The organism is Paenibacillus sp. J2R1T-4 (assembly GCF_059692235.1).
In genome coordinates this window covers 131,474-149,597 of sequence record NZ_JCAUBA010000008.1, presented here as the reverse complement: position 1 = coordinate 149,597, position 18,124 = coordinate 131,474, and the positions used below count along the sequence as shown (strand labels likewise).

Below are 18,124 nucleotides of genomic sequence, written 5' to 3'. Positions count from 1 at the left end.
GAGTCATCATTTAAAAACCATAGTAATGGAATAATGTTCGGAACATAGAAAAATCCTCCCCGATTAGTCGGAAGGATTCTCCAGATTCATCTCTAAGGATCGCCTATATTCCTTTGGTGTAACTCCATAATACTCCTTAAACAATTTGGAGAAATGCTCACTATTCTCATAGCCGATCTGATTGGCCAATTCATAAATCTTCAGATTATGATCCAGCAGCAGCAGCTTGGCTGTACGCATCCGCACATCCATTAAATATTCCCACACGGTTTTGCCCGTATCTTGCTTAAACAAGATCGTCAAATAGGATCGACTAATAGGAATCCGCTTCGCCAGCTCGTCCAAAGTTATTTTGTCTGCGTAGTGCTCGTCCAAAAATTGTTTAATTTGATTCACGATACGCGGATTTTGATATTGATGCTCTTTCTTTAATCCGTGAATCATCTGCAGGATGCTTTTCTCCATCCTCATCACGGCTGCCATGCGAAAATAATAGCGTGTTTGCGACAACTGCAGCTTATCGGAATCGAACCCATACTCCTTGGCCATCGACAGGGTATGTGAGAATTTCGGATATTTCACTTGCTTCACGACCAAATCGATCAATTCGCTGGACAGGGCATCCAACAAGTAAACTTCCTGATCGACCCATTGCTCCATCAAAGCAAGGGTATCACTGACAAGCATAGGGTATTTATCGAATTGATTCGTTCGGATTAAATGGGTCCATTGCTGTAAGATATCCTGTAACTGCTGCATTTTGTCCACTAATAAATGATAAGCTCGTTCTTTCCGATTCTTGAGTAGCTGCTCCTCCGTCTTGGCAAGAGACTCATAAAGCGTCTGTCGATCAATAGGCTTCAGAATATAATCGGTGACTCCCAACTGCAGAGCTTGCTTCGCATAACTGAAATCATCATAAGATGAAATGATGAGCCACTGCATCCACGGATACATGGCTTTCACTTCTTTGATCAAGCTGAGGCCGTCCATGACATGCATACGGATGTCCGTCAAGCAAATATCGGCATGATAACATTTCAGCCATTCCATCGCCTCTATTCCATTCCCTACTTCACCGCTTACAAGCCATAAAGGGTTATTCGCCTGTTCAATCTTAGCTGCAATACCGGAACGAATGTGAGGTTCGTCATCCACAATTAACACACGGATCATGATAAGGAGTCCTTTCTTCCCTCGTTCTCAGACGATAGATAGGGGAATAAAATTTGAACACAGGCCCCTTGGCTGCTGTTATTTCCGATATGGAGCTTGGCCGTATGTGCAGGGTAATGCAAGTTTAAACGGTGTTGAATGTTCAGTAATCCGATCCGATCTGAACTGGGATTGGGACTATCGCTATCTTGAAGGTTTAACTGCTCCCTGAGTTCATGCAACCGTTGTTCAGAAAATCCTATTCCATTATCCGATACGAGAAATTCGACCGTGTTCTCATCGAAACGATGAACCGTAATCGCGATATGCAGGGAATCTACGTAACCATTTAGTCCATGCTTAACCGCGTTCTCTGCTAATGGCTGTAGAATGACCTTCATGCACTTCGTGTCCATACAGTTCTCATCGACCTTCAATTCATAAGAGAAGCGTTCCAGGTACCGAATTTCGATGATTCGCAAATAATTGAGCAAATGATTAATCTCATCTTGTAAGGTTACGCTGGTAAATTTATAATTCGCGGTGTAGCGGAACATCTGAGCAAGCGACACCGTAATATTCTCGATATCCTCATGTTGGATTTTACTCGCCATCGAGTTGATAATCTCCAACGTGTTGTATAGAAAGTGGGAGTCGATCTGGGATTGGAGAGATAGCAATACTGCTTCTTGTTCAGCAAATTGGGCTTTTGAGAGTCTCTCGATTGAATATTTGAGGTCGGTTAACATTTTATTATAGGAATGAGAGAGTGCGGATATTTCATCACTGCCTTCAACCGGCAGCATGACGGATATTCGACCTTGTCCTGTATGGTATAACGCTCTTTTCAGCTTCATGATTCTGCTCGTGAGTGAAGAGGATATCACCAGGATGATAATGATTGAAACCAGCAAACAAACCATTGCCGTTCCTATCACCATATTGCGGGTCGAGTAAATGCTTCCCATGATTTCTTCGTAAGGGATGGCAAAAACGGACTTCCATTCGGTTCCGGAAATCGGTTTGAAAATGAGGATGTCTCCCGACTTCTGATCCACGTAATAGCCGTATGGCGATTGCTGCAAACCTTGGTTAATATTGTCGTCAATTGGAGTTAAGATGAACTCTTTGTTCGGATGAGCAACAATGATCCCGTTGTTATCTACGATAAAGCCTACTGCGCCATTGCCCAAATTCAAATGATTCAAAATGTTCTGCATCAATACAGGTTCAATATCAATTTTTACATACACTAACCCTTTGTAATTGAAGCTTTTCACAAGACTTATATAGGAAATATCTAATGTTTTGAGGGAGTTTTCAACATATTTTTTGTTGATATCAATGTGATAGGTTATTTTATTGATTGGACTGAGGTCGAAAATCCAGTTTTCATCTTCTATGGTATATCCTGGCTTATAGCCGTAACCGTTGGAATAAACCATATGATTGGAGGAGGGAGCATGATAGAACTGAATGGATAACAGTTCAGGATGGTTATTGACGAATGGACCAACAAAATCTTTTATAATCGCCGAATACGGAACGATGGATTGGGCTCTTTCATCCCCGCTGCTGTAATTGCTCCATGCTTGAAATTCATGACTGGTACCCAGTGTGAGCAAAAATTTCTCGTAATCCTTCAAGTAACCGGTCAAATTCAAATTTGCCTGTTCCAGTACTAGCAAGCTTAACTGAGTCGCATCGTTTTTAATCGTTTTCGACACTTGTAGATTGACGATGAAGCCTATTACTAACAGATTAATAAGTACAATCAAAATGAAAGCAAAAATAATTTTTGACCGGAAGGAAGATTTCCAAATGGTTTTGATCGTTTCCAAACCCGCTCACCTCAAGACAGACATATAATACCGGCGCAAGCAATAACATAAGCTGTCACAAGCATTATAGCTTATTCTCCTTGAGAATAGGGAACAATTTCCGTGCGGGGTGCCATTCTTCCGCAATACATACTTTATTATTGGTAGTCACAAATGTATAATTGTAATAACAGTTGAATAGTATTATAAGGGGGAAATCATATGAGTAAGGAGATCGAAATGGAGCGGAAGGTAACGAAGTTCGGGAATAGCCTTGGCATTACAATGACCGAAGCTTTGAAGCAAATCGGACTTGAACAAGGCGATACCGTGCACATCGAGGTGAAAGAAGTCAACGGAGAAATCGTCATTCGAAAAGCAAACAAAATCGCTCTGCCCGCAGGAATAAGCCCACAATTTATTGAAACCTTGGCGCAAGTTATGGATCTGTATGACGATACACTGAAAGGCCTGAAGGATCGCTAAAATGAACATCATCCGTTATTTATCCGTCCAAGAGGTCATTGCGATCAATGTGGCCCTTATCCAGAAATATAGCCCAGGTGAGCATATTGGTGTCAAAAATAGCGGTTTATTAGAATCAGCGGTTCTACGCCCTCAATCTTCCGCCTTTGGCGAGGATGCCTATCCATCCGTGTTCGAGAAAGCTTCCGCTCTCTTCGAATCATTAGGGCAGAATCATCCCTTTCAAAATGCAAACAAAAGAACCGCCTTCACTGCCTTAGTCATCTTTTTGCAACTGAATGGATATCTTTTCGTGATGAACCAGAAAGCAGCCGAAGATCTTACTGTCGATATGGTGAATCATCTCTTTTCTTTTCATGCTCTTACACGAGTAATCCATCTGCATTGCAAGGATTCAGTGGAACAATAAATGCAAGAACCCGACCTTATTCGGCCGGGTTTTTGCATTTGAAGGGGAACCTGACCGTTAATTCCTCAAACTACACGCTCAACTAAAGGGAGTTGAACCGTAACCTGAGTCCCGACACCTACGCGGCTTTCAATTCGCAATTCCCCGCCATAGCTGTCCAGTATCCGCTTGCAGACCACCAGTCCTAGTCCTGTCCCTGTCTCCTTCAAGGTGAAAAAAGGAACGAAAACATCTCTTAGCACCTCTGGTGACATGCCTTCGCCTGTATCTTTAATCTTGATCAGAACGCTGTCCTTTGTTTTCTCGGAAGAGATGATGAGTTGACCATTCGACTCCATAGACTCCAACGCATTCTTAATCAAATTTAATATGACTTGTTTGAGATGGTCCTTGGAAACATCAATGAAAGCAGGGTCCGTCGTCATCGTGATCGATAGTTGTACATTATGCAGATTGGCTTCCGATTCGATTAATGGAATAATGTCAGATAGAATATCATTGATATGATTGATTTCTTTAGAGGCAATTGCAGGCTTACCTACAATCAACAATTCGCTCACAATCGTATTAATTCTGTCGACTTCTTTGAGGATTAGAGAGAAATAATATTGATCCTTGTCATCCTTGTATTTCTTGCTAAGCAAGGAAACAAAACCTTTAATTCCAGTGAGCGGATTACGAATCTCATGGGCCGTACTGGTTGCAATGATTCCTATTAACCTCAGCTTGTCTGCTTCATTAAGACTCAATTCCTTGGCTAGCTTATGTTTGGTTATGAAAGATTGTAACAACATAAAAAGAATGTTCATAAGTAAGAAACCGATGGTTAAATAAATCAAGAACGGTTTGATCAGTAATTTGCCGTGATCGAGCATCATGATGGAATTGAGTTTCCAGGGTACCACTTCCAGATTTACATAAGAGCCTACGCCTTTGCTGGCAATGGGAAGCTCCTTGGTCTGCAAGATGATTTTTCCCGTCTCATCGATAAGCTGGACAGCTTCATCCTTGACTAATTCCTGAATAACCTCAAGCATCCCTACTAATGAAATACTCCCCACTAACACACCTTTTATTTGTCCCGTTTGATCTTTTGCAGGGGTAGCGATTGAAAAAACATACCGGCCCGTAATCCTGCCGAAATGAGCTTCTGATATTTGAGTTTTCCCCGTGAGTACTGCTTGATGAAAATAGTCTCTGCCCGATAAGTTAACTCGTTCCTTAAGCTCATTGGAACCTATAGTAATATCTCCAGTACTAGTGACCCAATAAAAACCAGAAAATCGCGGGTCCTCTTGATGTGTTTTAGCTAATACTTCTTCAACCAGTCTGAGATTGATCTCTTGGTTACTCAGCACCATGGCCAAGCTCTCTAATCTCCCAATCGTTTCTCCGATAAAGCTTTCGATATACATGGCATGGAAGCTCGAATACCTGTGGGCTGTTTCCTCCAGAAAGGAATGATTATTCTTGGATTTAAAATACAAATAAGCGGAGCTAAAAATACAAAGGGGAAGGACTACAATTAATAAATACAAAGATATATTTCTTCTACTCAAAGCTAGTCTAAGTTGCCTCTTATACATCAAAAGTAGCTCCTAAACGGACAGGTTACAAGTATCATACCACCCCTTTTTCTATTGGACAATGGATTATAAAGTACGCGTAATGGCGATTGGAATTTTGGGTAAGACTAACCATGTAAATTTTGCAAATGACTACGAAACCAATATATTACCAATAGAGTTTCCCTTGGTCTTTTTGATATATTTAAATTTGCATGTTTTCAGCATGAGATTGTATATAACATCAGGAGGGATCAACATGAAGAAACACAATCACGGTTTACGTCTCATAGTCATTTTGTTGGTAGGTCTACTTACGCTTGCTGGTTGTGCCGGCGGCAATAATAACGGCCAATCCCCAGCCGGTTCTAATACAACGCCCGCTCCAACCGCAGCAGATAAAAAAGTATTAGTAATGGGAACATCACCCGATTATCCTCCATATGAGAATGTGGATGCCAAGAATAATGGTGAGATCGTCGGGTTTGACATCGATATCGCGAAAGCAGTAGCGGCTAAGCTTGGGTATGAATTGAAAATCCAAAGCATGGATTTCAACGGCTTAATTGCAGCACTTCAATCGAAGCGCGTTGATTTTGTAATGTCCGGCATGTCCATCACGGAGGAACGCAAAGCTAGCGTTGATTTCTCCGAAGTTTATTTTGTCGCCCAGAACACCATTGTTTCCAAAAGCGATTCCAGTTACAAAACGTTGGACGAGCTGAAGAACAAGCGGATTGGGGTGCAACTGGGCTCTACGCAAGAGCAGGTCGTTGCAGATCTGAAAGAGGCCCAAATTAAGAAACTAAACCGTATTCCTGACCTGATCCAAGAGCTGAAGTCGAATCGCATTGATGCAGCTATTATTGAAGATGCCGTTGTTCAAGGATATGTGAAGAGCAATCCCGACTTGAAGTTCCAAGTGATTGCTTCTGACGAGGAAGAGGGATACGCGATAGCCTTTCCGAAAGGCTCCCCTTTGGTTAGTGATTTCAACAAATCTTTGAAAGAGCTCAGCGATACTGGCAAGAAATCAGAGCTCATTAAGAAATGGTTTGAGTAATCGAGGCGTCAGTCATACGAGAAAGTAAGGGATGGTTGTACAATGAATTTAGATTTCAGTGTTCTTAACGGTTATATTCCTTATGTACTGAAGGGAACCGCAGTTACCCTTTTGTTCACATTTGTATCTGCGCTATTCGGTTTCATATGGGGCACCATTCTGTCGCTGTTCAAGATCTCAGATATCAAACCGCTAAGGTGGTTTGCAACGGTATATACATCAATCTTTCGAGGGACACCCCTGCTGCTTCAGCTTTTCTTGATTTATTACGCAACTCCCCAGATCTTCCAATACGATATCTCACCGCTGATGGCAGCAGGTCTGGCCTTCGGTCTTAACTCAGCTGCATACTTGTCGGAAACGATCCGTGCCGGCATACTATCCGTTGATCGCGGACAGAGGGAAGCAGCCATGTCGCTTGGAATCCCTTATAGGACCATGATGATCAGTATCATCCTGCCGCAGGCGGTTAAGAATATTCTCCCTGCGCTAGTGAATGAATGTATTGCTTTGCTTAAGGAATCCTCGCTTGTTTCTGTCATTGGTGTAGAGGATTTGATGCGCCGTGCCAATGTGGTCGGTGCAGATACGTTCAAATACTTTGAGCCGTTACTATTTGTAGGGATCATTTATTATGTTCTGGTGCTGATCCTTACCTTCATCGCCCGGATTCTTGAGAGGAGGCTGCGTCGTAGTGATTAAAGTAGAAAATTTGTCCAAGTCGTTCGGAAAGCAGACGGTGCTGCACGACATCTCTACGACCATTAGCCAAGGTGAAGTTGTTGCCGTCATCGGCCCTTCCGGCTCGGGTAAATCGACGTTTCTCCGTTGTCTGAACCTGTTGGAAACTCCATCAAATGGGCGGATCAGGATCCATGACAAGGACATCACTGACCCGAAAACCAATATTGCGCAGGTGCGAGAACGGATCGGGATGGTATTCCAACATTTTCATTTGTTCCCGCATATGAGTGTCATTGAGAATATATGCTTTGCTCCTATGAAAGTGAAGGGTTGGTCCAAAGAGCAAGCACGCCGCAAAGCACTAGAGCTCCTGGAGCGTGTAGGGTTGGCAGACAAGGCGGAAGCCTTTCCCTCCAGACTCTCCGGTGGGCAAAAACAACGCGTCGCCATCGTCCGCAGCCTGGCCATGGAGCCTGAAATCATGCTGTTCGATGAACCTACCTCCGCCCTTGATCCGGAAATGGTCAAAGAGGTGCTCGATGTCATTCGCAGCCTTGCCCAGACGGGAATGACTATGGTCATTGTCACTCACGAAATGCGGTTCGCTCAAGAGGCAGCCGACACCATCTATTTTATTGATAACGGTCGTCTTGTTGAAAAGGCAGCCCCTGAGCTGTTTTTCAGCAATCCTCAGAACGAACGCGCTCGTCAATTCTTGGATAAAGTACTATAATTCTCAAGCCAAGAACCCTGCCTCATGGCGGGTTTTTCTTTATTTAAGTTGACACTTAATTAAGTGTATGCTAAATTAATGACATGATAGAAAAAGCCATCCACGCTCTAACAGAGCCTAGACGCAGAGATATCCTGTCTCTAGTCCGCAATGAGGAGCTTACCTCTAGTGCGATTGCGTCTCATTTTGATATCTCAGCGCCAGCGGTATCGCAGCATCTCAAGGTTCTCGAGGAATCTGGACTTGTAGTTGTCCGAAGAGACGGGACCAAACGGTATTATCGAATCAGGAGGGAAGGTTTTGCCGAATTGAAAGGGTATATTGACCGTTTCTGGGATGATAGCTTATTGCGTTTGAAAGAAGCCGCAGAAGAAGAAGAAAGGAGAAATCATGAACCCCATAAGCAGCAGTGACAAGATTATGAAAGAGATCTATATCGAATGCCGGCCCGAGACACTGTTCTCGTTTTTTACAAATCCGGACAAGCTGGTCCAATGGATGGGCAGTCATGTCCTGTTGGAACCAAGAATTGGCGGTAAATATCGCATAGATATCAATGGAAGCGATATAGCAATGGGCGAATATGTAGAGCTTGTCCCGTATGAGAAGATTGTTATGACATGGGGATGGGAGAAATCCAAGATTGTTCCCCCTGGCTCAAGCACCCTGGAGTTCCGATTAACGCCTCAAGATAACGGAACTCTCTTGGTCCTAACCCACTACGACCTGCCAGTCGAAGAAATTCCGTCACACCAACAAGGCTGGAATCACTATATATCCAGAATTCAAGCAGTGGCTGAAGGCCGTGACCCAGGTATTGATCCTATGTCGCTTAACGCTATGCACGATCATTCATAAATTGGAGGAATTACTACATGTCTGCTACCATTCATCAAGAGGTCACTTTCAAAGCTAGCCCCACCCGCGTCTATGAAGCACTCACCAATGCTGAGCAATTCAGCAAGGTTGTAGGCGGAGCACCAACAGAAATCAGCCATGAGGAGGGCGGCTCCTTCTCCTGTTTTGGAGGAATGATCGTAGGACGTAACATAGAGCTCGTACCCAATCAGCGAATCGTCCAAGCATGGCGCGCTGCAAATTGGGAACAAGGCGTGTATTCCAACGTAAAATTCGAGCTTAGGGAGCAAGGTTCAGGAACTTTATTGGTCTTTGATCAAACGGGCATCCCCCAAGGGCAAAGCGAGCACCTGGAGTCCGGTTGGAACGACAACTATTGGAAACCGCTTGAGAAATATTTGGCTTAAGAAGAACCCGTAAAAGCAACAAATAAGAACCCCATTCGGAAACCGGACGGGGTTCTTATTTGGCATACTGTAGAATAGCAATAGCTGCTCGTTCGCGCCGATCGGCATCTTCACTTCGCATTGCCTGCTTCAAGATATCCAATGCTTCACCAATCGTCTCCGGATCTACTTGAATCGTCTTCGGCACATCACCTTTTGTATGGGATATCCAACGGTCCAACTGTGAATTCGAGAACGGTTGATTGAACCTCGCTATCGGAACGCGATGCTCTAATAATTCCTGAACGGCAGCATTCAATTCTACTCGCGGGATGCTGGCCAACCATGTAACGCCTCGTCGATGACCCATGCCTTCCTCTGGAGTGTCGGATGGTTCCACATAATAATAATCACCTACATCGCCGAGATGTACCCTGTTGTTATCCGCCACCAACACATAATCTCCATCCTGCATAGTATGTACGAATTCGCTCAGAGCGTTAACTTGGTCGACTAATTGTTGCCCCTGATACTTGTACACACTGACCAGTCGGCTTTTCAATTCCTCTAGGCTTACATCCTCCAAATCTCCTATACCCGGCCAACCTATACTAATGAAATTGTCCTCCAGAAACTCAGTGATCCGTTCAGTCCCATTCGGCTTCGATGTGAACTGATATAAATTGCTCTGTTCCATTGTACCCAATAGCTGACTCCTATCTCTCGGCTCAAAAGTTAGAGTTTTATTGTATGCATTAGAAAATGGGATTAGAAGGATAATAACAACATTACATGAATTAGGAGATCCATTCAATATGATTGCTGTAATCTTTTCTATATTCTGGATCCTGGCTGCCTGGAAATGGGCGGACTGGCGCAACTGGAAATTGTATTATCCCACCGCGCTCTTCGCTATCGTCGGAAATTTATTGTATGAAGTCATTTGCTCCGAGTACCTGCTGTGGGCAATGGAACCAAATGGCTTGCCTAATCACACACTGCCTATTCTGATGCTTGCTGTCGTCGGCATGCCCCTATCCACATGGATTTATTTATCTAGTTATCCCGAAAAGAAATCCCTGCTGACACAAGCTCTATATATCCTTCTGTTTGTCCTTATCTTCATAATACTCGAGGTTGTCTCTGTCCACTATGGAGCTCTAACTTATCATAATGGATGGAATTTGTTATGGTCGTTTATATTTAACATCGTTATGTTTATCATTCTAAGAATTCATCACCGGCAGCCTGGATGGGCATTGATTCTTTCTTGTGTGGTCATATTCATATTAATGACTATATTCAATGTAACACTGGGTAAGATGAAGTAACACTATGGATGCAGATGGATAATCAAAAGGAAGGCCGCTAATTCGACCTTCCTTCTAATATTTATTGCTCGATTAAGCTATTCAGAGGAACACTTTGCTCATTCTCTGGCTGGTCAAGCGGATAAATTCTTGCGCTTTCATTCTGTTCATCCACGTGTTGAATATAGACGGGTATTCCTTGATAGGTCACATTTGCCATAATAGGTGAAGCGGCGATCTCCTGTGCTCGTTGATTATTAATAGGTAACGACCTCCAATCTTTGATGTAACCACTTTTATTATTTCAAAATTACACCTTGTTATTCCGAATTGTTGTATCGTTGCAAATACGGACCATTAGATAGACGTTTGCTCACGACCTCACCTATCCCTAATACCAAACAAGGCAAAAGAACATAGTAAGGTTGATCCCACCAGACAAGACTGTGAAGGATTCCAGCTTTGTTGAGGATAACGGTTGCGGTACAAATCAGAACGGCCATTACTATGTACTTCAACCATTTGGTTTTCCATTGAAGTCTCACTAACACGACACAGATCAGACTGATACATGAGTAGTAAAGAAAGGAAAACGCCGTTGTATCACGTGATCTACTCTCGAACCAGCCAGGCTCATAAAATCTATTCTCAAAAAACAGGATAGGGAGTATATGCAACGTCCCTGAGATTGCACCTAGCATTAGAAGCAGAATAACAGAGTTCAGAAATCCTTGGATCGGATGTAATAGCTGGTTATATATCATTTTTGCTGTCACATAATAAATCGGAAGACCCAGAGCAGTATACCCTAACGTCCACCAATAGTGAATGTAAATATTTAACTCGAGAAACAACCATTCAATGCCAACAAAAAGCAAGGTAAAGGCGGCAATCCAAACCCATCCCAATCGAAAAACCGATAGGAATGTGGCCGTAACAGGCAGGGCCAGTGTGTTGGATGCAACCGAGCCTAAATTACTGTCGTAGTAGGAGTTATGTTGAATAATCTTCGGCATGTACTGGTAACTCCCTAATAGAACATAGATCACTCCCTCTATTGCATACCCAAGACCAACTATCGCCAAGAAGTGCATCAGGCTTCGAACGCTTCTTGATTTCATCCATGTGTATGTAAGAAGCACCAGGCTAAAAAAAACCAACCCCAAATAGTAATATGAATTGAAGCTTATGCCCATACACCCCCGCCTTTGCCCACTTCTTTCATCATCTAGTATCGTGCGCTAGGATAAATTTATACATTGGCGGAGATGCAGGCTAGCTTGAAAATACATCCTTTAAGTTTATTTCCTAATCGTTAATTAAACTGCCAACAGCTTAAACTTAAATTCCCGTATTGATAACTGCGGTGAAGCAATTTCGCTTGACGGTTCGTGTCACCAGCCCCCATCGCAAGCAACAAAGGAATGAAATGTTCGTTTGTCGGAACGGACTCTGCTGCAAAAGGCGCCTGATCTCTGTAGTCAAATAACGCTTCTAAATCCCATGTCTCGAGCTTGCTCTGAAGCCATGTGTCAAACGATTCAGCCCAATCGTCACTACCTTCAGCCTGCCAATTCAGTCTGCGCAAATTATGAACAGTGCCTCCGCTGCCAATGATAAGAATATCCTGCTCCCTGAGCGCCGTTAAGGCTTTACCGATCTGGTACTGCTGCGCATTAGTCAAATAGCGGTTAACAGATAAGGCAACAACCGGAATCTCAGCACCGGGATAAATCAGCTTAAGAACAGCCCAAGCGCCATGATCGAGTCCTCTTCCCTCATCCATTTGATTTTGAACCCCGTGCTCCGTTAGCAAAGATTGAATTTGGTCACTTATGGAACGTTCGCCTTTGGCCGGATAAGTCATCTGGTACAGCTCGTCCTGGAATCCGGAAAAGTCATAAATGGTGCTGTACGTATCGACAGCGCTAATGGCCTGCAATCGACTTTCCCAATGGGCGGAAAAAAGTACAATCGCTTTAGGCTTAGGCGTCTGGGCAGCAAAATCTTTTAGAAAAGAAGTATACGCATTATTTTCTAATACAATCGAAGGCGCACCGTGTGCAAAAAAATAAGACGGCATCATATCACGTTTCACTCCTTATTCGTAGTCAGACCAGCATCCTGATTGAGCCACTCCACGAAATTCCGTTGATTCTCCTCTGAAACACCATGATCGGTGGGATAAGTCTTGAAAGTGCAGCGCGGTGTCAGGCTTTGAATATAGGCCGCTGTTTCTTGACCGATCTGAATCGGAAATACCGAGTCGTATTCTCCGTGTGAGATAAACACCGATACTTCATTCACGTTCTTGAGCGGATACTCCGTCTTCACAAAACCAGGGACATATCCATTTAATGCCACAATCCCTTTCAGTTGGTCCCCCATCGTAAGCGCTAGCGTCATTGATAAGATCGCACCTTGACTAAATCCGAGCAAATAACGCTTGTTCGGGTCGATCTGGTACTTCTCAGTAGCATAATAGATGAATGCTTCCAACTGCTGGACAGCTTGATCAAACATCTCCCGAATGGGGTTGCCAAGGCTTTTCAACTCATAATATTGAAATCCAGCGCCTAATGGGACGTTCCCTCGTATTCCGACAATAATAAAATCATCAGACAATGGCGCGACCAGACCAAACATATTTGTTTCATTGGACCCTTTACCGTGAAGTGTGAAGATCGTCGGATATTTTTTGCTCGGATCGAAATGGGATGGCAGATGAATATCGTATTGGTATGCAGGTTTCATTGGAAGTCTCCTCATTTTGTGGATTATGCCCTGCGTTTTCTAAGAAACGCTCGATCGATAGACAGCGGTGTAGGATCGGAAATACTCAAATAGATTGCCACCAACATAAATGCCAAATCCAACTCGTATCCTGCCATCTGGTTGTTTCCAAGCAGCCCTGCAGAAAGCTTCATCGTAAAGATCGCTCCAAGGAGCATGATAATAAAAAGAATCGATACATACCGGGTAAAGAGACCAATAATAAGCAAGATCCCTCCGATCAACTCGAGAAAGGCTACGATATAAGCCAAAAATCCGGGGACACCCATAGAGTCAAACCAAGCCTCTACATTCCCTAGGCCCATTTGGAATTTACTGATTCCGTGAGCTAAAAATAATATTCCCAATACTATGCGCATCATAGTCGACACTACTGTAATTTTCGTCATTGTTCTTTTTCTCCTCTTCATTCTTTTTTGTTAACAACAATCACTGCAGTTCAAGCACGGTCCCCCTTACTAATTCAATTATTAGTAATAAAGATATAATGTTTATATAGGTAATTTAACGCATATTGCACTAGCATGTCAACAAATAAATTGTTAATATCAAATTATATTCTGTATTACAAATATTTTTCAGAGGTGAACCTAGATGGATATCGGCTCAACCATACGAGCAATTCGGAAACGAAAAAATATAACCATCGCTCAAATTTGCGAAGAGACAGGACTATCGCAAGGATTCATGAGCCAAGTGGAAACCAACAAAACATCGCCCTCCATCTCAACGTTGGAAAGTATTGCGAAAACTTTGAAAGTGCCCTTAGCTTATTTACTGCTGCAAAAAGAGGACCGCATGAATATAGTTCGAAAATCGGAACGACCGATAACGACAAGCGGCACTGAGAAATTAAAAGTAGAGCACTTGAGCTCTTCCAAAAACGTCAGGATGATGCTCGTTGAGTTCCCTCCTGGAGCGTCCACAGGGAAAGTCCCTCATGCGCATGAAGGAGAAGAAGTACATGTTGTCATCAAAGGGAAGATTTATGCCGAGCAGGGAGAAGATGCAGCCGAATTCGGAGAGGGTGATTCATTCAGTTGGAATGCCTGTACACCCCATTTGGTGAAAAACATAGGTGAGGAGTTAGCCCTTGTACTCATATCCGTTTATACAGAGACTGAGCATAACCAGGATTTAATCTGAAGATTCAGAAATAGCAAAATCCACAAAGCGGGTGCTAATCATAGTGCAGCCGCTTCTTCTGCATGTTCACTTCGTCCAAACACAACATACTCCCGACACAATCCTGTATTAAACTGAGTCATGAAACAACATTTGAGAGGAGATCAAATCATGAGACCATCATATTTCGTCGTCATACTCATTATCCTTCTTGCTGCTGGCTCAGGCAGCGCGCACCTGACTTCAGAAGCTATGAAAAGATCCAAACCAAGCGTGCAAGCTTCACCATCTGATAAGGGATATATACAAAATTCCGAAAAAGTTTCCTTGCGCCCTACGGGGTCACGAATGATCGCTTAGATGCAGTGTCCAACTATTACCGCTACAACGGCAGCAAAGGTGAAATCTGGTCAAGGGTACAAGCTAGCGCAACTGCAACGGTTACGAATGGTGTCGTGACTGGTGTAACGATTACGAATTCTGGTGCAGGATATACTTCAAGTCCAACCGTAACCATAACGGGACCACAAGGTAAGGTGACGGCCACCGCTAAGCTATCGTACACAAAAGACTTTAAAACAAATGGAAGCATTTCTGCCATAACGATCAACTAACTAATAAAAGCATCCTTTTGGGATGCTTTTATTGATGATCATTCCATATCCACCCACCAAATCATGGACTCCTGGAGTATCGAAAGCAACAACGGCCCCTCCGATTCTTTCATCCTTATGAAATGCGGAAATTACAATTCGTGGAATATTTGATGCTGTCACATTTTCCTCTCAAACGCAAAAAAGACACTATCACGGTGTCTTTTCACATAAGATTGGTGACGGCGAACCGTGGCTGTGCAAAACCACAATTCGCCGTCGTGTGTTCCCTGCGTGCCAAAAGTGAACAACCCTCAACCTCTTTCCGTGCTAAGTTGATCAGCAAGCGCCATCGCCGCGGAATAGCCGGAGCTCCAGGCCCATTGCAGGTTATAGCCTCCGCAATCCCCATCCACATCCATAACCTCGCCGGTCAAATAGAGCCCAGGTACTAACTTCGATTCCAGCGTTCCTTCTTTTAGCTCCTTCGTATCGATGCCGCCGGCCGTCGTTTGTGCATTCGTGAAGCCATTGGTATCGGCCACGATAAATTCCCAACGCTTCATGAGTCGATACAAGATTTTCTTGGTTTTCCACGATAAATCCTGACATAGCAGGTTCGGCTCTTGATCGATTCCCGCCTCTTTCAGCAGGACAAGGATCAGCTTCTTGTTTAAGATGCCGGTCAGGGAAGCCGCAACCGTACGGTGTCCGAACATTCCCCAATGCGTTTCCAGAAAATCGACGACTTCCTCCTCCGTGCGGTCCGGCATCATATCAAGCGATAAGATCACCTTTTCTCCTCTTGCGGCTTGATAGGCAGCCTTCCGGCTTAATTGGAGAATCGGCGGGCCGGAGGCGCCGTAGTCCGTAAACAAAATTTCTCCATATTCGCTGCGGATGACTTCGCCGTTTACGATGATATGGCCCAATCCCTCAAATTTGACTCCGGACAGCTCCTTCAAATACGGATATTCCAGCTTCAATTGCACGATCCCGGGCACAGGATCGATCAGGGTGTGTCCCAGTCGCTGGGCAAGCGTGTAACCGGATCCATCCGTCCCTGTTTTGGGGGCAGTAAGGCCGCCCGTACTAAGGAAGAGATAATCGCTAGTATACACGACCTTGCCCTCTGTCTCCGACTCGCACACAATCGTGAATCGCGGATGTTCCCTCGACACGGTAACGTCCAATACTTTGGTCTTGAAGTAGATCGGAACATCCCGATCCTCCAGCGCAATTCGGAATATATCCAACACCGAAGCAGCCTGCAGCGACATCGGATACATCCGGCCATTCTCTATGGCGATCAGCGGTAGGCCGAGAGTGTTGAAGAAATCGACGGTTTGCCGGACGCCGAATTGCTGCAGCACAGGCAGCGGGAATTCCGCTTGAGTGCTGTGATATTTGCGCAATAAAGCGACCGCTTCGTCCGTACCCGTCGCCGTGGATTCGTTCGTAATGTTGCAGCGGCCATTGCCGGTCGTTAATACCTTCTTTCCGACCCGATCATTGCTCTCGATGATCGCGATATCGATCCCCAGGTTTCGCGCAGTAACGCCGGCCATAAGGCCTGAAGCGCCTGCACCGATAATGACCACCTCGTGGTGCTTGGAAGATTGAGATTTATTCATTGTGGTAGATACATCCCTTTTTCTAATGGTTTCATCTGAAAATGTGTTTACCAAGCGCCATCGCGGCCGCATAGCCGGAGCTCCAGGCCCATTGCAGGTTGTAGCCGCCAAAGTCGCCGTCGACATCCATCACCTCGCCGGCCAAATAGAGCCCAGGCACGAGCTTGGATTCCAATGTGTCCCCGACGAGTTCTTTCGTAGCGATGCCACCGGCTGTCGCTTGCGCGTTCTCAAAGCTATGGGTATCGGTCACTTTAAAGTCCCAACGCTTCAATATCTTATAAAAGATCCCTTTGGTTTTCCACGAAAGATCCTTGCAAAGTAGGTTTGGCTCTTGATCGATTCCCGCTTCCTTCAGCAGGACGGGGATCAGCTTCTTGTGTAAAAACCCGATGAAAGATTCCGCTACCGCTCGGTGTGCGAACGTTCCCCAGTTCATCTCCAGAAACTCGATAACCTCCTCCTGGGTGCGGCTCGGCATTAAATCGACGGAAACGGTCACAGAATCCCCTCTCGCGAGATGAACGGCAGCCTTCCGGCCGAGCTGGAGAATTGGCGGGCCGGAGAGGCCGTATTCGGCGAAATGAATTTCGCCGGTTTCGCTGCGGACGACTTCCCCGTTCACGCGGATGTGGGCTCGTCCCTGGAGTTTGATGCCGGACAGCGCCTTCAGTTGCGGATATTGCACCTTCAATTGCACGATGGCCGGCACAGGCTTGACCAAGGAGTGCCCCATGCGTTGGGCAAGCCCATACCCGGACCCATCCGTTCCCGCATTCTGGCCGGTAAGGCCGCCCGTACATAGAAACAGGTATTCGCTGGTATAGACAATCTGCTTCTCTGCCTCGGTTCGGCATGTAATCTTGAATCGAGGATGATCCTTCGATACAGTAACATCCAGCACCTTGTTGTTGAGATATACCGGAACGTTCCTATCCTCTAGAGCAAGCTCGAAAATATCCAACACAGATGCAGCCTGCAGCGACATCGGATACATTAAGCCCTCTTTCAATCTTGTAAGTGGAAGCCCGAGCACGTTGAAGAAATCAATGGTTTGACGGATGCCGAATTGCTGCAGCACAAGTAACGGAAATCCAGTCTGACTGCTGTGATACTTGCGCGATAAAGCCAACGCTTCGTCCTCCGTACCCGTCGTGGTGGATTCGTTCGTAATGTTGCAGCGACCGTCTCCTGTCATGGATATCTTCTTTCCAATCCGGTCGTTGCTCTCCAGAATAGCGGTATCGATACCCTGGTCCGCCGCAGTAACGGCGGCCATGAGTCCTGATGCACCTGCGCCGATAATAATCAGCTTGTGGTGTAAGGAAGCCTGATAATCATACATGGTTGGTCGATACACCCTTTGTCCAATGGATTTATATATTGGAAATGTGATTTTTCTGAATGAAGCTGCTCAATACTTCATTATAGCATAGGTGTAAGCACCGCATAATCCCGATGGCACCGGCCTTCTTCGCCTCGGCCTTCGCATGCTCATTTGCTTTTCTTA

General features: G+C 44.7%; 23 protein-coding genes. 12 read left to right on the top strand and 11 right to left on the bottom strand.

The genetic code is table 11. The annotated features are described in order from the left end of the window. Positions 1-63: 63 nt before the first annotated feature. Together AC58QD_RS15650 and AC58QD_RS15645 are read right to left on the bottom strand one after the other, a co-directional pair. A complete protein-coding gene (locus AC58QD_RS15650) occupies positions 64-1,176 on the bottom strand; it encodes a response regulator transcription factor (protein WP_497334784.1) in 1,113 nt (370 codons plus the stop codon). After that, positions 1,173-2,996, bottom strand: coding sequence for a histidine kinase (locus AC58QD_RS15645; RefSeq protein WP_497334783.1), 1,824 nt, complete (start codon positions 2,994-2,996; stop codon positions 1,173-1,175). Before AC58QD_RS15645 ends, AC58QD_RS15650 begins: the two co-directional genes overlap by 4 nt. Before the next feature lie 201 nt (positions 2,997-3,197). On the opposite strand from AC58QD_RS15645, the gene AC58QD_RS15640 reads away from it, so the two are divergent. Next, positions 3,198-3,461 carry an AbrB/MazE/SpoVT family DNA-binding domain-containing protein gene (locus AC58QD_RS15640; protein ID WP_497334781.1) on the top strand — a complete coding sequence of 88 codons (264 nt, stop codon included), beginning with the start codon at positions 3,198-3,200 and terminating at the stop codon, positions 3,459-3,461. 1 nt (position 3,462) lies between these two features. Further along, entirely contained in the window at positions 3,463-3,870 is a 408-nt protein-coding gene (locus tag AC58QD_RS15635; RefSeq protein ID WP_497334779.1) for a type II toxin-antitoxin system death-on-curing family toxin, read from the top strand. A 65-nt stretch (positions 3,871-3,935) separates the two neighbouring features. Here the strand turns inward: AC58QD_RS15635 and AC58QD_RS15630 are convergent, their stop codons facing one another. Next, positions 3,936-5,456, bottom strand: coding sequence for an ATP-binding protein (locus AC58QD_RS15630; protein WP_497334777.1), 1,521 nt, complete (start codon positions 5,454-5,456; stop codon positions 3,936-3,938). Between the two features lie 238 nt (positions 5,457-5,694). Here AC58QD_RS15630 and AC58QD_RS15625 point away from each other — a divergent pair, with 238 nt between their 5' ends. The 6 genes from AC58QD_RS15625 (at position 5,695) to AC58QD_RS15600 (ending at position 9,180) form a co-directional block, all read left to right on the top strand. Next, positions 5,695-6,498 (top strand): transporter substrate-binding domain-containing protein, encoded by an 804-nt coding sequence (locus tag AC58QD_RS15625; protein WP_497334775.1) that lies wholly within the window; start codon positions 5,695-5,697, stop codon positions 6,496-6,498. Positions 6,499-6,540: 42 nt separating this feature from the next. Further along, on the top strand, positions 6,541-7,200 hold the full coding sequence (locus AC58QD_RS15620; protein ID WP_497334773.1) for an amino acid ABC transporter permease: 660 nt from the start codon (positions 6,541-6,543) through the stop codon (positions 7,198-7,200). Continuing rightward, on the top strand, positions 7,193-7,915 hold the full coding sequence (locus AC58QD_RS15615) for an amino acid ABC transporter ATP-binding protein (RefSeq protein ID WP_497334771.1): 723 nt from the start codon (positions 7,193-7,195) through the stop codon (positions 7,913-7,915). Before AC58QD_RS15620 ends, AC58QD_RS15615 begins: the two co-directional genes overlap by 8 nt. A gap of 83 nt (positions 7,916-7,998) precedes the next feature. Then, entirely contained in the window at positions 7,999-8,328 is a 330-nt protein-coding gene (locus AC58QD_RS15610) for an ArsR/SmtB family transcription factor (RefSeq protein ID WP_497334769.1), read from the top strand. Next, positions 8,306-8,773, top strand: coding sequence for an SRPBCC family protein (locus AC58QD_RS15605; RefSeq protein ID WP_497334767.1), 468 nt, complete (start codon positions 8,306-8,308; stop codon positions 8,771-8,773). Before AC58QD_RS15610 ends, AC58QD_RS15605 begins: the two co-directional genes overlap by 23 nt. Before the next feature lie 17 nt (positions 8,774-8,790). Beyond that, positions 8,791-9,180: an SRPBCC domain-containing protein gene (locus AC58QD_RS15600; protein ID WP_497334765.1), complete on the top strand. Its 390-nt coding sequence runs from the start codon at positions 8,791-8,793 to the stop codon at positions 9,178-9,180. A 55-nt stretch (positions 9,181-9,235) separates the two neighbouring features. Here the strand turns inward: AC58QD_RS15600 and AC58QD_RS15595 are convergent, their stop codons facing one another. Next, entirely contained in the window at positions 9,236-9,856 is a 621-nt protein-coding gene (locus tag AC58QD_RS15595; protein ID WP_497335007.1) for a DUF8426 domain-containing protein, read from the bottom strand. Positions 9,857-9,974: 118 nt separating this feature from the next. Between AC58QD_RS15595 and AC58QD_RS15590 the strand changes: the two genes are divergently transcribed. Beyond that, positions 9,975-10,490 carry a CBO0543 family protein gene (locus AC58QD_RS15590; RefSeq protein ID WP_497334763.1) on the top strand — a complete coding sequence of 172 codons (516 nt, stop codon included), beginning with the start codon at positions 9,975-9,977 and terminating at the stop codon, positions 10,488-10,490. 61 nt (positions 10,491-10,551) lie between these two features. Here the strand turns inward: AC58QD_RS15590 and AC58QD_RS15585 are convergent, their stop codons facing one another. The 5 genes from AC58QD_RS15585 to AC58QD_RS15565 form a co-directional block, all read right to left on the bottom strand. After that, entirely contained in the window at positions 10,552-10,731 is a 180-nt protein-coding gene (locus tag AC58QD_RS15585) for a small acid-soluble spore protein H (RefSeq protein ID WP_497335005.1), read from the bottom strand. Positions 10,732-10,789: 58 nt separating this feature from the next. Further along, positions 10,790-11,485, bottom strand: a complete 696-nt coding sequence (locus AC58QD_RS15580) for a hypothetical protein (protein WP_497334761.1) — start codon at positions 11,483-11,485, stop codon at positions 10,790-10,792. A gap of 299 nt (positions 11,486-11,784) precedes the next feature. Continuing rightward, positions 11,785-12,555, bottom strand: coding sequence for a dioxygenase family protein (locus tag AC58QD_RS15575; protein ID WP_497334759.1), 771 nt, complete (start codon positions 12,553-12,555; stop codon positions 11,785-11,787). An 8-nt stretch (positions 12,556-12,563) separates the two neighbouring features. Next, positions 12,564-13,223, bottom strand: coding sequence for an alpha/beta hydrolase (locus tag AC58QD_RS15570; protein ID WP_497334757.1), 660 nt, complete (start codon positions 13,221-13,223; stop codon positions 12,564-12,566). Between the two features lie 23 nt (positions 13,224-13,246). Next, complete coding sequence (locus AC58QD_RS15565) at positions 13,247-13,651, bottom strand: DoxX family protein (protein WP_497334755.1); 405 nt, start codon at positions 13,649-13,651, stop codon at positions 13,247-13,249. A 205-nt stretch (positions 13,652-13,856) separates the two neighbouring features. On the opposite strand from AC58QD_RS15565, the gene AC58QD_RS15560 reads away from it, so the two are divergent. From AC58QD_RS15560 to AC58QD_RS15550, 3 genes are all read left to right on the top strand, one after another. Beyond that, positions 13,857-14,408 carry a helix-turn-helix domain-containing protein gene (locus AC58QD_RS15560; RefSeq protein WP_497334753.1) on the top strand — a complete coding sequence of 184 codons (552 nt, stop codon included), beginning with the start codon at positions 13,857-13,859 and terminating at the stop codon, positions 14,406-14,408. Between the two features lie 150 nt (positions 14,409-14,558). After that, the gene (locus tag AC58QD_RS15555; RefSeq protein WP_497334751.1) at positions 14,559-14,747 is read left to right on the top strand and encodes a hypothetical protein; all 189 of its coding nucleotides are present in this window, start codon (positions 14,559-14,561) and stop codon (positions 14,745-14,747) included. A gap of 5 nt (positions 14,748-14,752) precedes the next feature. Further along, the gene (locus AC58QD_RS15550) at positions 14,753-15,001 is read left to right on the top strand and encodes a hypothetical protein (RefSeq protein ID WP_497334749.1); all 249 of its coding nucleotides are present in this window, start codon (positions 14,753-14,755) and stop codon (positions 14,999-15,001) included. Positions 15,002-15,294: 293 nt separating this feature from the next. Here AC58QD_RS15550 and AC58QD_RS15545 read toward each other — a convergent pair whose 3' ends face one another. Both AC58QD_RS15545 and AC58QD_RS15540 read right to left on the bottom strand, forming a co-directional pair. Beyond that, positions 15,295-16,614, bottom strand: coding sequence for a BaiN/RdsA family NAD(P)/FAD-dependent oxidoreductase (locus tag AC58QD_RS15545; RefSeq protein WP_497334747.1), 1,320 nt, complete (start codon positions 16,612-16,614; stop codon positions 15,295-15,297). A gap of 31 nt (positions 16,615-16,645) precedes the next feature. Continuing rightward, on the bottom strand, positions 16,646-17,959 hold the full coding sequence (locus tag AC58QD_RS15540) for a BaiN/RdsA family NAD(P)/FAD-dependent oxidoreductase (protein ID WP_497334745.1): 1,314 nt from the start codon (positions 17,957-17,959) through the stop codon (positions 16,646-16,648). Positions 17,960-18,124 lie beyond the last annotated feature (165 nt).